The organism is Paraniabella hibiscisoli, assembly GCF_022512515.1.
Classification (GTDB): Bacteria; Bacteroidota; Bacteroidia; order Chitinophagales; family Chitinophagaceae; genus Niabella; species Niabella hibiscisoli.
This window is the reverse complement of the sequence record NZ_JAKWBK010000001.1, coordinates 3,827,269-3,841,728: the sequence shown is the minus strand read 5'-3', so window position 1 is coordinate 3,841,728 and position 14,460 is coordinate 3,827,269. Positions and strand designations below refer to the sequence as shown.

General features: G+C 44.5%; 12 protein-coding genes and 5 pseudogenes. All 17 read right to left on the bottom strand.

From position 1 onward, the window contains the following. Positions 1–4 precede the first annotated feature (4 nt). Complete coding sequence (locus tag MKP07_RS23850; RefSeq protein WP_240849558.1) at positions 5–655, bottom strand: LacI family DNA-binding transcriptional regulator; 651 nt, start codon at positions 653–655, stop codon at positions 5–7. 126 nt (positions 656–781) lie between these two features. Further along, positions 782–1,708: a dihydrodipicolinate synthase family protein gene (locus MKP07_RS23845; protein WP_240849557.1), complete on the bottom strand. Its 927-nt coding sequence runs from the start codon at positions 1,706–1,708 to the stop codon at positions 782–784. 52 nt (positions 1,709–1,760) lie between these two features. Beyond that, positions 1,761–1,922 (bottom strand): hypothetical protein, encoded by a 162-nt coding sequence (locus MKP07_RS23840; protein WP_240849556.1) that lies wholly within the window; start codon positions 1,920–1,922, stop codon positions 1,761–1,763. 11 nt (positions 1,923–1,933) lie between these two features. Continuing rightward, positions 1,934–3,139, bottom strand: a complete 1,206-nt coding sequence (locus tag MKP07_RS23835) for a sodium:solute symporter (protein ID WP_240849555.1) — start codon at positions 3,137–3,139, stop codon at positions 1,934–1,936. Positions 3,140–3,152: 13 nt separating this feature from the next. Then, positions 3,153–3,323, bottom strand: a complete 171-nt coding sequence (locus MKP07_RS23830; RefSeq protein WP_240849554.1) for a hypothetical protein — start codon at positions 3,321–3,323, stop codon at positions 3,153–3,155. 274 nt (positions 3,324–3,597) lie between these two features. Further along, a complete protein-coding gene (locus MKP07_RS23825; RefSeq protein WP_394803596.1) occupies positions 3,598–3,873 on the bottom strand; it encodes an FGGY-family carbohydrate kinase in 276 nt (91 codons plus the stop codon). A gap of 121 nt (positions 3,874–3,994) precedes the next feature. Next, positions 3,995–5,014: an FGGY family carbohydrate kinase gene (locus tag MKP07_RS23820; RefSeq protein WP_240849552.1), complete on the bottom strand. Its 1,020-nt coding sequence runs from the start codon at positions 5,012–5,014 to the stop codon at positions 3,995–3,997. A gap of 27 nt (positions 5,015–5,041) precedes the next feature. Further along, positions 5,042–6,098: pseudogene (gene rhaT / locus MKP07_RS23815) on the bottom strand (L-rhamnose/proton symporter RhaT). Positions 6,099–6,120: 22 nt separating this feature from the next. Further along, on the bottom strand, positions 6,121–6,408 hold the full coding sequence (locus MKP07_RS42880; RefSeq protein ID WP_394803690.1) for an alpha-L-rhamnosidase C-terminal domain-containing protein: 288 nt from the start codon (positions 6,406–6,408) through the stop codon (positions 6,121–6,123). A 111-nt stretch (positions 6,409–6,519) separates the two neighbouring features. Then, positions 6,520–8,466, bottom strand: a pseudogene (locus MKP07_RS42875) (family 78 glycoside hydrolase catalytic domain); the annotation flags it as partial. Between the two features lie 80 nt (positions 8,467–8,546). Then, positions 8,547–8,768 (bottom strand): annotated as a pseudogene (locus MKP07_RS43875) (glycoside hydrolase family 78 protein); the annotation flags it as partial. Positions 8,769–8,953: 185 nt separating this feature from the next. Continuing rightward, positions 8,954–9,927: pseudogene (locus tag MKP07_RS23800) on the bottom strand (DUF4886 domain-containing protein). A gap of 15 nt (positions 9,928–9,942) precedes the next feature. Beyond that, positions 9,943–10,173 (bottom strand): hypothetical protein, encoded by a 231-nt coding sequence (locus tag MKP07_RS23795; protein ID WP_240849549.1) that lies wholly within the window; start codon positions 10,171–10,173, stop codon positions 9,943–9,945. After that, positions 10,142–10,744, bottom strand: coding sequence for a hypothetical protein (locus MKP07_RS23790; protein WP_240849548.1), 603 nt, complete (start codon positions 10,742–10,744; stop codon positions 10,142–10,144). Before MKP07_RS23790 ends, MKP07_RS23795 begins: the two co-directional genes overlap by 32 nt. Then, entirely contained in the window at positions 10,714–11,730 is a 1,017-nt protein-coding gene (locus MKP07_RS23785) for a glycoside hydrolase family 71/99 protein (protein WP_240849547.1), read from the bottom strand. The genes MKP07_RS23790 and MKP07_RS23785 overlap by 31 nt, the downstream gene beginning before the upstream one ends. Before the next feature lie 4 nt (positions 11,731–11,734). After that, positions 11,735–13,874: pseudogene (locus MKP07_RS23780) on the bottom strand (family 78 glycoside hydrolase catalytic domain). Positions 13,875–14,056: 182 nt separating this feature from the next. Beyond that, positions 14,057–14,452: a glycoside hydrolase family 78 protein gene (locus MKP07_RS23775; RefSeq protein WP_240849546.1), complete on the bottom strand. Its 396-nt coding sequence runs from the start codon at positions 14,450–14,452 to the stop codon at positions 14,057–14,059. Between the last annotated feature and the right edge of the window lie 8 nt (positions 14,453–14,460).

Genomic DNA, 14,460 nt, shown 5'->3' with positions numbered 1-14,460 from the left:
CCTGCTATCCTGAAAACCGGCAGCCGGCGGCCTTCATTGCATCGGTATATCCTTTAACTCTCAGGTTATTTGATACCACAGAAGTGCTTCCCTGCAGGCAGGCGATCTTTTTATGCCCCGCCTGTAACAGGTACTGTGTAATATCCAAAGCCCCTTCATAATGATTGGTTGCAACATAGGACACCGGTATACCTTCGTGATAACGATCTATGCTGATCACCGGGATCTTTCTTTTCAGCAAATTGTCTATATGCGCGCTTTGAGAACCAGAAGGAATAATGATAACGCCTTCGATATGCTGGGCAGCCAGCAGCCTTACCGCTTCTACTTCTGAGTTTTCGTCTTCGTCGCAATCCATCAATACCACCGAAAAACCCTTAGCTCTTAGCGCATGGCTCACCATACTCGCCACATCTGCAAAGTAAGGGTTGGAAAGCGTTGGTATTACCAGTCCTACCGAAAAGCTTCGCTTGAGACGAAGACTTACCGCTGCCCGGTTGGGTGCATAGTTAAGCTTTGCTGCAGCTTTTAGCACCAGCTGCTGCGTTTCCTCGCTGATCCTGTATTTTTTAGCTGAGCCATTTAAAACCCGCGATACCGTGGTTAGCGATAACTGAGTGGCTTCAGCAATAGTTTTAATGGTTGTATTTTTCAATCTGCGATATCGTTTGTGCAAAAATACGGGGAAAGTAAAATATCGCTCTAATCCGGGCTTTAGCCTACCTAATAAAAAAGCACAGCCCGCATACAGACTGTGCTTTTCCTGAAACAACATAAGGGCTTAGAGGGTAGAGATACTTTGAGCCAGTGCATTATACCGCTTATACAATTGATCCATGTGCTCGCTGGTAATACCCGATACTATTGCATTCCGGTTCTTCCTAATGTAAGTGCTGATAGGGAGCCCTTTCTTTTGCAGGAAATATTTGGCAGATACCGGGTAATCCTCATGCATCACCTGCATTTCATCTATAAAAAATTGCTGAACCATCTGCACTTCTTTCGTTAACTCGGGGTTATTATAATTGCTACATAACCAAACTACGAGCTCAGGGAAATAATTCCCCTGTATACAGGATAGGCCGCCAGAGCCTGCTTCGAGAGAATGCACTGCATGCGCCATATAAGCATCATACAATCCGAAGGCAATCGAATTTGCAGTCAATTCATTCTTCTTTTGAACCAGAGACAGGTCGAGACAGGTATCTTTATGATAGATCACCCTACCCGTATTTACTAAGCGGCCCAGTAATGCCGGAGATAAAGTAATCTTGTAAGGAACGGGACATTCATAAAAACCAACCGGAATTTCACCGGTGAGCGAAAGCAATTCCATAATATGGGCTTCCAGCAGTTCTTCCGGCTCATTTGCATTAACCAGTTGGTTGGTGAGCAGGATAACCGCCTGTACCCCCAGCTCATATACTTGGTTTACAAAGATGGCCTGTTCGCCGATGGATGCACCAAAATTCCCCGCAGCTACTACAGGCACTTTCCCCTCAGCCACATCAACCACGTGAGCAATAACCTGCAGGCGTTCTTCAGGGCTGAGGTCAAACATTTCGCTCGACTGGCAATTAGCAAAAAGTCCTTTCGCTCCGGCGTTAAGGTAATAATTCGTCAGTGTTGTAAGGGCTTCAAAATCGATAGCTCCGTTCTCATTAAACGGCGTTAGCATTACAGGTACAAAGTTTTTTTCTGTTTTCATTTTAAAAGGATTAGGCCTAAGCCCGTAAATAATTGTGTATATGCCCGCAGATCTATTGAACCGTGACCCGGGATTTTTTATTTCGTGTAAACAAAAGACCCACCAGGAAGATCACCAATGTGCCTACAACCATGATCATATTGGCATGAAGGGGATTACGGAGAGATGCATAATTATCGGGAAGCAGGTAAGAAAAAGTCATCCAAAGGATCACCAGTATCCCGGTTATAGTGGCGATGAGTGCCGCATGATTTCCTGTACGTTTGGAAACAATGCCCAGCAAAAAAGCCCCAGCATACCACCGGCAAATATTCCTGACAACTGCCACCAGATATCCAGCACACTTTTTACCCCGATCATTAACACGCCGGCTATCATTCCCAGCAGCCCAAAGACAACAGTGCCTGTGTGCAGTAAACGAAGTCCCTGTTTTTCGGAAACATTTTTGTTTACATACCTCTTGTAAACATCTTCTGCAAAAACTGTAGCAGAGGCATTCATACCCGAGCTGATGGTACTCATTCCTGCAGAGAGAATAGCAGAGATAATTAGTCCCAATAGCCCTGCCGGTATCATGGTCACCATAAAATTGGGCATTACTTTATCTCCAAAATCGGAAGGCTTCAACGTAGCGGCAAGTGCTGCCACCTGTTGATCCGTAGCTCCCGCGCCCAATCGTTCGATGGCGGTTTGTATGCGAACAGGCTCTAATAATTCGGGATTAAGCTGGTAGTAGCCATATAAACAGGAGCCGATCACAAAGAACAGCAGCGAAGCCGGTATATAGATCCATACGCAGAGCCATATTGATTTGGACGCTTCCTTTTGAGAAGTAGCAGTATGATAGCGTTGCACATAATTCTGGTCCATGCCAAAATTATTGAGGTTCATAAAAAAACCATACAACAATACCACCCAGAAAGAGGAAGCCGTAAAGTCGGGAGCCAGATCGCCTAAACTAAATTTGCTATCTGCCTTGCCGATACTCCAGATCTTTCCAAAGCCTCCATCGACATTCGAAACGACCAGGTAAACAATTACTATGGCTCCTACGGTCTTTAGAATACCCTGTACTACTTCGGTCCAGATAACAGCTTCTATGCCGCCCATTACCGTGTAGAATATGATACAAACACCTACGATCAACATGATCATTTTCATGTCATAGCCTGTTAACGCTTGCAGGGTCAGGGAAAGGCCAAAGAAGATCGATCCCATACGGGCGATCTGCGTAAGTATAAAACACACTACGGCATAAGTTCTTGCCCAGGGACCAAAACGCCTTTCAAGATTAGTATAAGCCGATATTTCCCCGGTTCTCCGGTAAAAAGGGATAAAGTATTTAACGGCAACCCAGGCAGCCAGGGGCATGGAAAGACTGAATGCGAAGGCATTCCAATTGGAGCCGAAGGCCTTGCCAGGTACCCCCAAAAAGTATTGCTGCTTAGGAAAGTAGCGTAGATCGAAAGCCCGATGGCCCACCCTGGAATATGCCCGGATGCTTTGGTAAACTGGTCCTGGCTTTTATTTTTCCGGGAAAAAAATAGCCTACATATATCATGGCCACCAGGTAAACCAGGATTACAACAATATCTATAACAGGCAAGGTTTGCATATGGGTCATTTAAATCTGCAATCGGTAATAACACCACAAACCTACTGCTACAAATAATGGATTTGTTATAGTATGTTTTCACATCCTTATAGAATATTGCCCTGGTTGCCCAAACAATCCCATTAAACAAGTCATAATCAATTGCACTACTGGGGATATAGAACAAACAATTATGCCTCCCCAATTAAAAAGGGCTGTTCGTTACCGAACAGCCCTTTATTGAATATTTATTACGCTCTGTTTACTAAACCCTCAGCAGCAATATATAACACTGCTACCCGGCCACCAGGCTATCATAACCTGAAGTCCACCTTTTCAGATAGATCAGGCTCTCAGGCAATAAGCTTCCGTTCCAGCTTTTATGTATGGCAAGTGCAGCGCCTAAAGCAGTGCCCTGCGTCATGGAGGTAGCAAACACTTTCTGGGTTGAAAACGTATTGGCCAGCAATTGCATATACACTTTATTCTTGCAAAAGCCACCATCTACATATATATTGTCAATCTCACTGTTTTTTAAAACCATATCCGCCGAAGCTTTTTGCTGGTTCACCAGGTCGATCAGCAGCTGATGATACGCTTGCTCGGGCGAATCGAAAGAGCTTAGAGCCCTTGTGTGAAACAGGCAGGGAGTAGTTGCACTTGCGAGATCTGCTGCTCCTGACTTTGAAGCCCTATGAAAGCCTTTTTTCTAATTGTTCTATAACTCCGGCATCATATATCATCGTCTTCAGATAAGCGTCATCGATAGTAAAGTGCTGTGTTATTCTTTTCACCTGTTGATCATGATCGTTTCCAGCAAACAGCATAGTGGTTTTTATGGGTGCTCCTTTGTAGGTGAGGTAACTTAAACACCCTTTTTCCAATTCTCCGGAATCAGGCAGATCGCTGTTAAAAGGATTCATGCAAATAACCCATGTTCCGGTTGAAATGATCATAAACGGATCTGAGAACCTGCTCAGGTAAGGATTAACCGCAGCCGAACTATCATGCAAGCCCGTCCCTACCCGTATTTCTTCCCCGGTGAATTCATTCACACAACTAACAACTTCGTCACCCTTTGATATGGTACCCAGACGGGTATGAAGCCCTTCTTCCTGAAGCCAGCTATGGTAGTGCATTTGCTCAAAATCCAACATGGCTGAATGACAGCCAAGACTGGTCACCTCTGCCGTTTTTTGACCTGTAATTAAAAAACTAAGATATTGCGGTAAATGCAGCACTGTAGCTACCTTATTAAACAGTTCGGTTTTTTTATACTTCAACCAGTATAACTGTAAGCCGGCATTTAAGTGCCCCATGATGGGTGAGCTGGTATCCTCAGAAAAACGGGTTATCCCTCCCCGGCTCCTTAGCAATTGCGCTAACAATTCGGACGGGTAAGGTTTTAAATAATTATACAAATGCCCTACCCTTTCTCCATCTTCGTTAATATATACCAGTGAGGCGCCGTAGGTAGAGAAGTTAACCGCTTTTAATTGAAATTTTTCAGACCGCTTTAACTGTTCAAATTCACGAAGTAGCCATTTCGAAAGAGCGTCGATATCTTCACAGGGAAAGCCGTCATCGTCTGCTATCTCATCAAAGCAAGTAACTTCTTCTTTTAGCACATTATAATCTGCATCGAAAACAAGTAACTTCTTATTGGTTTTTCCAATGTCGAAAACTGCGACAACAGGTATTTTCTTTTCCATACTTACACGTTTTTTACCAGTCAATTCTTAATTACTAAGAGAGTTGCCGTATCCCACTATAACAACAGACAGGATGATGGCGGCAATACCTGCTATTATGATATAGCCTGTTTTCTTACTCACCCCTTTCCACTCCCTCAAAGCAAATCCCCAGGCATTGGCTACTAATATAATAAAAGCCATGTGTAAAATCCATGAACTGGCGCCATTGCCTAATTTGCTTTCTCCCATGCCGTAAAAAAATACTGTAAAAACCAGGTGGTACCTGCAAGAGCTGAAAAAATATAGTTCCCCAGAAGCGGCGTCTTTTTATTACTGTAATCAGTAAAAGTTTTGTTTCTTGCGTTGAGAATCATGCACCATATAAAATTGGTAGTAAGACCGCCTAACATCACCACTACAAAAATCACGTTATTCCTAAAAAGCGGGTTGGCGCCTGCTGCTTCAGCAACAACGGCCATGTCTTTACCGGCTGTAATGGCAAAACTCATACAGGCGCTTAAAATCCCTGAAAACACGGCAACCAATAATCCTTTCTTAATATCAAATTCCTTTATCGCATCCTGCTTCTGGTCAGTCGACAACTCCTTTTCTTTTCGCATACCTGCTTTTCCACAGATAGCAATTCCTATCAAGCAGACAATTACCCCAAGCAGTACGATCAAACCACCGGTGCTATTCAGCATGTCTGAGAAAGAACCCGCTTCATCAGATGAAGTCAGATCCAGGTAAATAGGTGGAATTAAAGCGCCAAAAGCCGAACAGAAACCCAGGGCCACCGACATACCTAATGACACGCCGAGATAACGCATGGCCAGACCGAAAGTCAAGCCCCCTATGCCCCATAATGCTCCCAGGAAATAGGTCCAGAATAAGGTATCTCCCGGTGTATTGAAAATAATATCCACAAACCCGGGTACCGTCAAATAAGCGGCGATCATGGGGACTATCAGCCAGGAAAACATTCCCCGGTAATCCAGTACGACTCCCAGGCCCAGCCCTTAACCCTTTTATACGGAATATAAAAACTGCCTGAAGCAAAACCACCTAAAAAATGAAATATAACCCCTAAAATTGCTTGCATATAATATTAGTTATGATATTTTTTATCTTTTTACTACAAAGCTGTAGGTTCCGGAACCTAATGTAAGCACTGTTGTACCAGCTGCTCCTTCTTTCGCTTTCTCCAATACTGATCCTGTTAAGGCTTTTCCTGATTCAGTAATAGCCGCTTTATTTCCGGGCAATGTTAGTTCGGTGGTTGTATTTGCAGGAATGGTAATCTCCCACTCCAGGGCAGCTGCTGTTTTCTTCCAATGGCTTTTCACTTCGCCATACTTTGTATTCAACGAGGCTTTTACAAAATCAAGTCCCTCGGGAAATACCGGATTCATGATAATTTTTTTGAAGGCAACTTCTTTATCGTCTGTTTTGATACCCGCCAGGTATTCGTAATACCAAACAATCAGATCTCCCAGCAACATCTGGTGATTACCCGAGTTCATCATGGGATTGGCTGCGTCTCCATTCCATAATTCCCAGATGGTAGTAGCTCCCTGCTTTACCATATATCCCCAGCTGGGATAGGTAGTATTGGTGGCCAGCTTATAAGCCAGGTCTGGCGCACCATTATCACTAAGGCCCCTCATGAGCCACATGCCACCAATGATACCTGAATTCACATGATCATTAAAATCTTTGAGGCGGGCGCGAATATTGGCAAAGACTGCGGCCTTATCTACCTGCGGAACCATTCCAAAACTGAGTGGCAGGAGGTTGGCCGTTACCGTATTATTGGCATAGGATTTAGTGGTCGCATTGTAAAATTTCTTATTAAAAGCAGTAAGCACTTTTTGCGCTATATCATTAAACTGCTGTAGATCTGAAGTATTGCCGATCCTTTCTGCATACGACTTCATCAAACCCAAACAGTGGTAATAGTAAGCCGATGCCAACAATCCACCATCTGTGATGCGCTTGGGATCCTGCGTCCATATCATCTCCAGCGATTCGGGCGGCACGCACCAATCTCCATAATTATCTTTCAACACCAGGTCATTATCCCGATGCGTATTCCACATATACAATACCCATTTTTTCATAGCAGGATACAAATTCACAAAGCTCTTTTCGTCACCAAACTGCCTGCGCAACATCTCAGGAATCAAAATAAAAGCACTCGGGTAAGTTACGTTATCTGCATAACGGTCCCAAAAACTGGGCGCTATATCCGGTATACTACCTGTTTCTTTCTGAGAATCCCTTATATCTTCCAGCCATTTCGCATACAACCGCGAGTTATCAAACATAAAACTTTCTCCATATGAACTGATCACCCTGTCACCCAGCCAGGCTACCCGCTCATCGCGTTGCGGACAATCGGTAGGCATACCCCGGTAATTACCCCGGATGGTCCAGTAGGCATTTCTAAAAACAGCATTGATGGTTTCATTAGAAGTTTCAAAAGTTCCAATAGTGGGTATGTCATCATAAATAACTTTTCCCGAAAAATCCTTTACTTTGGGCGGGGTGCGCAGGCCCGACACTTCGGCGAAGCGAAATCCATGGTAAGTAAAACTTGGTTGCCAGCTTTCTATCCCGTTTCCTTTCAGGATATAAATATCAGTAGCTTTGGCATCCCTGAGATTATCTACATACAGTGAGTCTTTTCCTTTCATCGTTTCAGAAAAACGGAGACGAACTGTATCCCCTTCTCTCCTTTGACATTTATAGCCAGCCAACCTACCATATTTTGGCCCATGTCCAGGATGTAAGTACCTCTTGAGGTTGCCTGTACCGAAACAGGATGCAATACTTCTTTGATCCTAATATTTTCATTAGGCTGAGATACGATCCGCACATCCTTGCCCGGAGACATCAAATCCACAGATTTCCATGCCTGATCGTTATACCCGGCGCTACTCCATCCTGTGAGCTCTTTATTGGCATCATAATCCTCTCCATCAAATTCATTATTAGCTAATATTGGTCCGTTGTCAGTAACCTTCCAACTCTTGTCCGAATGTACCCAGGCAATAGAGCCATCCTCGTACTGAATGCGCAATTGCACCAACAGCCGGGGCAGCCCATACTGAGACTGGGGTATCTGTGTAAGCGGATTGGGCTTTCCGTGAAAATTACGCACTGCAAAGAAGCGACCGTTACCCAGGGTGACGCCCACACAATTAGTTCCCTGCGTTACCAATGGCGTTATATCATAAGTATTGTAGAATATTTTCTTGTTATATTCAGATACCGTGGGAGCCAATACATCATTGCCTACTCTTTTGCCATTGAGAAATATTTCATACAAGCCCATTCCACTTATATAAGCAGTGGCAGCTTTGATTTTTTTATCTGAACTAAACTCTTTACGCAGGTAACGTGCGGCCAGACGGGTCAATGTACTGTCGGGCTGATCCTTTTCGTTATGGCTGTTCAAACCAATCCACTGAGCCCGCCAGTCGTCAGATTGCAATAACCCCATTGTCCAGAATGATGGTGCGCTGAAGATTTCTTCTTTATGATTGGTCCAGACTTTTACTTTCCAATAAAGTGACTGATAAGACATAAGCGGCTTGCCCTGATAAACAACATTCAACGATGAGTCGGCTTCTACTTTACCGCTGTTCCAGACATCTGCATCATCCTTATCCAGTGCTTCTTTTGAACTAGCCACTAATAGCTGATACGCCACTTGTTTTACATCCTGTTTACCTGATTGAATTTTCCAGCTAAACCGCGGAGCCAGCATATCAGTGCCCAGCAAAGTATCCCGGCCTTCCACCGACAACCTGTTTACCCGGAGGTCTTGCGGGCCTGACGCACAGCTATGAAAAACTGCGGCAATGGCCAAGCATACCCAGGCGGGAAAGAGTTGAAATGCTTTTTTATTACTCATATAAACAATCATTTTTTTATCATTTTTCTTTATTATCCTTATCGCTTTTCTTTTTGATAATGCTTTAATAGGGTGACTTTACCAGGCCGTTTCACTGCAAAATGAGCTGCATGTTGCGCGATTTCCTTATACTCGTCGGAAAGAGTCGTTGGCTTATACGAATTACCCAGTACGGATACACCAAATATTTGCTCAAACCAGGTGCAGGCTACTGTATAACGCGCATAGGTTTCTTCCAGGTGAAATCCGTCTCTTGTAAACCGGTCTCCTATAAAGCTTGTTCTGGCATTCTGTATGGCAGTACCCGCAGGTATAATATGATAAGCATTTACTAGTTTCCGGGCTTTTTTATAAGCGTTCACAATGGATTCATACATAAATTGCTGGTTGTTCTGATAATTCGCGAAGCCCGCGTGAGTTGAGCTTACTGCGTAAGCCCAGGTTTGATGCAGCACCAGTTTTACATGGAGATTGGTTGCATTTTCTTTTACATAGTGATACAAAGCCGTGAGCGGCTCCACAAAAGTTTCATACATACCGGAATGATGACTCACTTGTTGCAAACTGATGTAATCCCAGGATTCACTTTTCACAACAGGCTCAATGGCATTGTTAAAGCTTACTGTTTTTTCCCGTTTGAATCAATTTTTGTGAAAATATAGGGCGCCGCATGATCTTTCAGATTGGCTATATGGTTTGCCAGAGAGCCTCCGGCTATGGCTAAATTGCCTATTATTATTTTTTTACCCGAAGCTTCAGCCAGTTCATATAAATAGTTCTCCAATGCATCGGCCGAAAAGCTGTTGCCAATGGCGAGGATACGTACAACACCATTTGATGTAGACTTACCTGAATGCGGGGTTTTCAGGAAGGCTGCTTTATCTGGCCACCCGCCAGGAACTAATACGCCCTCCCCTTTCGATATACCGGCTGCAGTTCCATTAAAAAAAGCAACCAGTAAAAGAAAAGTAATACCGATGAACCTGCTTAAAAGATTTTGTCTTCTTTTCATGCCAACACGCGTCTCTTATTGTTTTATTTTATACACGAAGCTCAGGCGCCCAAGGGGCATTACACTCCCCGAAACATAGTACTCCATTATATCAGAAGGCTTTGCTACCCCGTCGGCAACTTTAAAATACAACTGTGTTGTTTTCTGATGTGCAGACAGCAATTTCCTGGGAATCTCCAGCTGTACCAGGTTTTGTTTAACAGTAGCCCTGATACTACCTAACTTTTTTATGTCGTCTTTTATCAAGCACACTCAACACACCCTTGCCTGTATTTAAATCCGGCTCAACCACATACTCATATCCGTTCCAACCTTTTACACCGGGCGATTCTTTTCCGATCAATAACTGCAATAAACCTGTACTATCTTTTAAGTCAACAAAAGGTTTATCAGCCCTGATCAAAAAATAGAAATTGCGGGCATCATGTGCTACTCTTATTTCCTGCAGATTATTAGCGGGAGCCGGCGCAGCATAAGCTATCTTCCTGGAAGCTCCAAAATGATCCCGCCCAGCCGTTTTTGCATTGATAGTTCTATAGATCGCTTTGACCGCTGCCCATTGAGCCGTATTACCCAATATATCGATGGTAAGAGGTTCATACCCATCATGTTTACCCGCTATTCCCTTATAAGCCCTTACATTTTTTATCAACTGTATATAAAAAGCATCGCCATATCCGCCCCGCATAGGTTCAATATCCCTGGAAAACTCCAGGTTAGCAGCATCGCAGAGCATATACTCATCGCCGTAAGGTTGTTTGTAGGCTACCCACTCGTTCCATCCGCCTACGAAAACCGTGTCGGGGTCAACCGCCAATGCATGATCCCATTGTTTTTGAAAAAAGCCGCCGGTAAGAATATCTTCTTGTTTATTTTTTGCGTGCCCGGGTCCCAACCACGTCCCCAATTGGTCCAGCCCGATGTTATGGAACGAGACATGGGCACTTTAGGATGACTGGCTACAGAAACGCTCATGGTGTTTCCATGCAGGGGTTGCGGATATTTCCATTCGATCCACGGAAATCCATCCTGGTAAACAGCGTCGCCCGGCCATTGTGGTTTTTTAAAATAGAAGAAATCTTTTATTGCCTGCGAATAAGCAACTGGTCGATAGCTGGAGTCGCTTCGGGATAAAGCTTCGGCAATATCATCTGCTTCATTCGTGTATGCAATGATCATGGGCTTGCCATCTACTCTATACCAGGCATTGGGATAAAGGTTGGCTTTGTACAGATCATTGTAAAGCTGCCATGTGGTTTCGAAGGACTTGGAGTGGGTATAAAATACAGCTTTGGGAACAGCCCAGCCATCTGACTGTAATTCTTCGATGATACGTAATACCTTTTCGTATACTGATTGATAAGTTACCCTGTTGGTGAGATCAAAAACTATAAAGTCGATACCTGCCGTAGCAAGCATTGCCATTTGCCGGCGAATGACCCACTCATCAGCCGAATTATAATATCCCCATAAAGGTTGGCCCCAAAAATGCGCCTGCCCGGTGGGACTGATAGAATCGTTGAGGTGTTTAAAATCATACAATAGTTTAAGGCCATTGGGCATAGCACTGATGACTGTTGCATCGTAAATACCAGTAGCATAGGGCTGGCCTATCCAGGGCCAATAGAATATGCCAACCTGTTTACCAGGCCGGTATCCTTCAATGGCTGCAAAGCTTCTGCCGAACTGGTCTGTCGCCACAACATCGTTGGAGGAATAGGACCGGCCAACAGAAGAAGCCTCCTGTGCATGGACAGACGACAAGAACATTAGTACTGAAAAACAAATCAACCAACTCCTCATGATATTACCATTTTGAACTGAATGAATAGTTGCCGGACCCTACTTCATAAACTGCTGCGGCGGCTTCCATCCTGACAAAGCGAATGCCTTCTATTTTACTTATCGGGCGGCCACCCTCTGTTACCGACTTAAGATCTTTTGCAGGTATATACACGGTTGCGGTAGTATTGGGTGGTATTGTCACCTCGTAATTAATGGCACCCTTATTTTTTTCCAGGCCGAGCTTACTTCACCCTTTACAGACTGGTAAGTTGCCTGGGCATGTTGCAGATCGTTTGGTATATAAGGACGTAATATCAATTTGCCAAAGCCAGGCGCTTCCATATCGGGAAGGATGCCTGCGATATACTTATACAGCCAGGAGCCGACAGATCCCATCATAGGGTGATTATGAGAGTTCATCGATCCGCCGGTTTCGTACTCCCAGCGCTCCCACAGCGTAGTAGCGCCATTGGCTAACATATAACCCCAGCTCGGATAAGTAGTTTGTGTGGCAATTTTGTATGCCGTCTCCAGTTCGCCATGCTCTGTAAGCGCTTCTAACAGGTACTTGGTACATAGGTTACCCGTGGTAAGATGATATCCCCTTTCCTTCACATCCCTGGCCAGGTTAGCCACTACACGAGGAAGCCTATCTTTCGTAGGAGCACCTAAGAAGATAGCGAAAGAATTGCAGGACTGATTATTGGTACCGTAGCCTCCTTTCGATTCATCCCAGAATTTTGCGTTAAATGCATTCATGGTACGTGAGGCCAGTTGATTATACTTCTGCAGATCATCTACATTGCCCAATACTTCCGCCAGTTTCGCCATCACCTGTGCGCTGTAGTAGAGATATCCTGTAGACATCAAGTCACCAGGCGTGTTTACAGACAATGCACCATAGCTATGACCTTTGGCTCCAAACTCTGCCGGTGGGGACCAGTCTCCATAATAACTATATTCCAGTATCCCGGCTTTGTTGGTGCGGCTGGTTAAATAATTGACCCATGCTTTCATTTGTGCATAATGCTTACGGATTATTTCCGTATTACCATAGTATTCATAACTCTTTAAAGCCAGCAGCAGGAAGCTAACGGATACCGGATCTGCAGGTTTACCGCCTACTTTATAAGGCGCTGTATCCGTAATTTCTCCGTTCTCCGTTTGCGTATCACAGATATCCTGTATATATTTTGCGTAAAAACGATGGAGATTGAAATTATACATTGCCTGCTCTATCCTTACCGTCAGATCGTTCAGCCAGCCCATTCTTTCATCCCGCTGCGGGCAGTCGGTGGGTATGCTATGTAGGTTAGCGGCTTCGGTTCTTTTTACCATCTGGTAAATCCTGTTCAGCAGGTCGTTGCTGCTGCTAAACTTACCCGCTTCTTCCACATCCGAACGAACTCTTCTCACCGTAAGATCATCTGCCGAAGGTGTACCCGGCCAGCCTTCTATTTGCATATAGCGAAATCCGTGATACGTAAACCGCGGTTCCCATTGTTCGGCTGTTCCACCTTTCAAAATATAAGTATCGGTAGCCCAGGCTGTACGCAAATTTTCCTGGTTGATGGTACCATCAGGGTATAAGGTTTCAGCAAACTTCAACGTAATTTTCTTGCCTCTATCTCCCTTCACTTTTAAAGCCACCCATCCCGCCATATTCTGGCCGGCATCCATCACAAATATTCCGGGCTTTACTTCTTTAACGGAAACAGGCTTAAAAGACTCAACCACCCTGATAGGCTCCAGCTGCTGGGACGCCATCTTTCCTCCCGGCGCTTCTAATACAGGAGCCACGCCCCAATGTTGGTTAGGCAGTCCTTTAATAATGGTATCCGAAGGTAAATTCCACTCAGGCTTCTCCTGACGGGCATCGTACACCTCCCCATCTAAAACACCTGCAGATTGCACCGGGCCCAGGGTTACATTTCTTATGGAGGATGAATTGATCACTTCCATCGTGCCATCGGTAAAATAGAACTCCATTTGCATGCGCAGCTTGGGCATTCCATACCACCCGGGCGCCACTGCAATGACCATTACATTCTCTTTTTTAAATACTCTTTGATATCGTAAGTACTGTAGTAGATCGTTTTTGCAAAATCGCTGGTAGCCGGGTCCAGTACATGATCGTTTACCTTTTTACCGTTGATCTCCATTTCGCTGTAGCCAATACCGGCTACATAGGCCCTGGCCCTTGTTATTTCCTTTTGGAATGAAAACACACGCCTGAAATAATGCACCCTTCCGATCCACCCCGAAGGAAAACCTACCCAATCCCCGCTCCAGTCTGACTGATGAAGCAGGCCTGTTTCAAAATATTCGACAGCGCTTTCGGCCTTCATATCGCCGCACCCCACCAGATTAATTTCCAGTAGTATCTTTTACGACTTTCCAGATCCTTGCCGCGGTATAGTATTCCTGCGGACGCTGACGACGCAACCTTGCCGCTATTCCAGATATTTCCATCTCCGGCTACCAACTTCTCCGGCTCATCTGCTACCAGTAATTGATAGGCTGTTTGTAGCACATTACGTTTAGAAGTCTTAAGCTCCCAGCTAAATTGTGGTGTGCGAGAATCAATACCTATAAAACTGGCGGCATTGTCTACTTTTAAAGCTGTAAGGCTTATTTCATTGACTTTATGTGAATTTTTCGCCGAAACCTCTAAAGTAAAGGGGAACAGGAATAACATAGCAAGAAACCATATCCGGTTTCGGAAAATGCAGTCGTTCATAAAAATAT

Bases quoted from the DNA above. Each gene is read 5' to 3' on its own strand.
- MKP07_RS23845 (WP_240849557.1), bottom strand. From the start codon at position 1,708: ATGAAAACAGAAAAAAACTTTGTACCTGTAATGCTAACGCCGTTTAAT.
- MKP07_RS23830 (WP_240849554.1), bottom strand. From the start codon at position 3,323: ATGCAAACCTTGCCTGTTATAGATATTGTTGTAATCCTGGTTTACCTG.
- MKP07_RS23820 (WP_240849552.1), bottom strand. From the start codon at position 5,014: ATGGAAAAGAAAATACCTGTTGTCGCAGTTTTCGACATTGGAAAAACC.
- MKP07_RS42880 (WP_394803690.1), bottom strand. From the start codon at position 6,408: ATGAATCCGGTATTTCCCGAGGGACTTGATTTTGTAAAAGCCTCGTTG.
- MKP07_RS23785 (WP_240849547.1), bottom strand. From the start codon at position 11,730: ATGAGGAGTTGGTTGATTTGTTTTTCAGTACTAATGTTCTTGTCGTCT.
- MKP07_RS23775 (WP_240849546.1), bottom strand. From the start codon at position 14,452: ATGAACGACTGCATTTTCCGAAACCGGATATGGTTTCTTGCTATGTTA.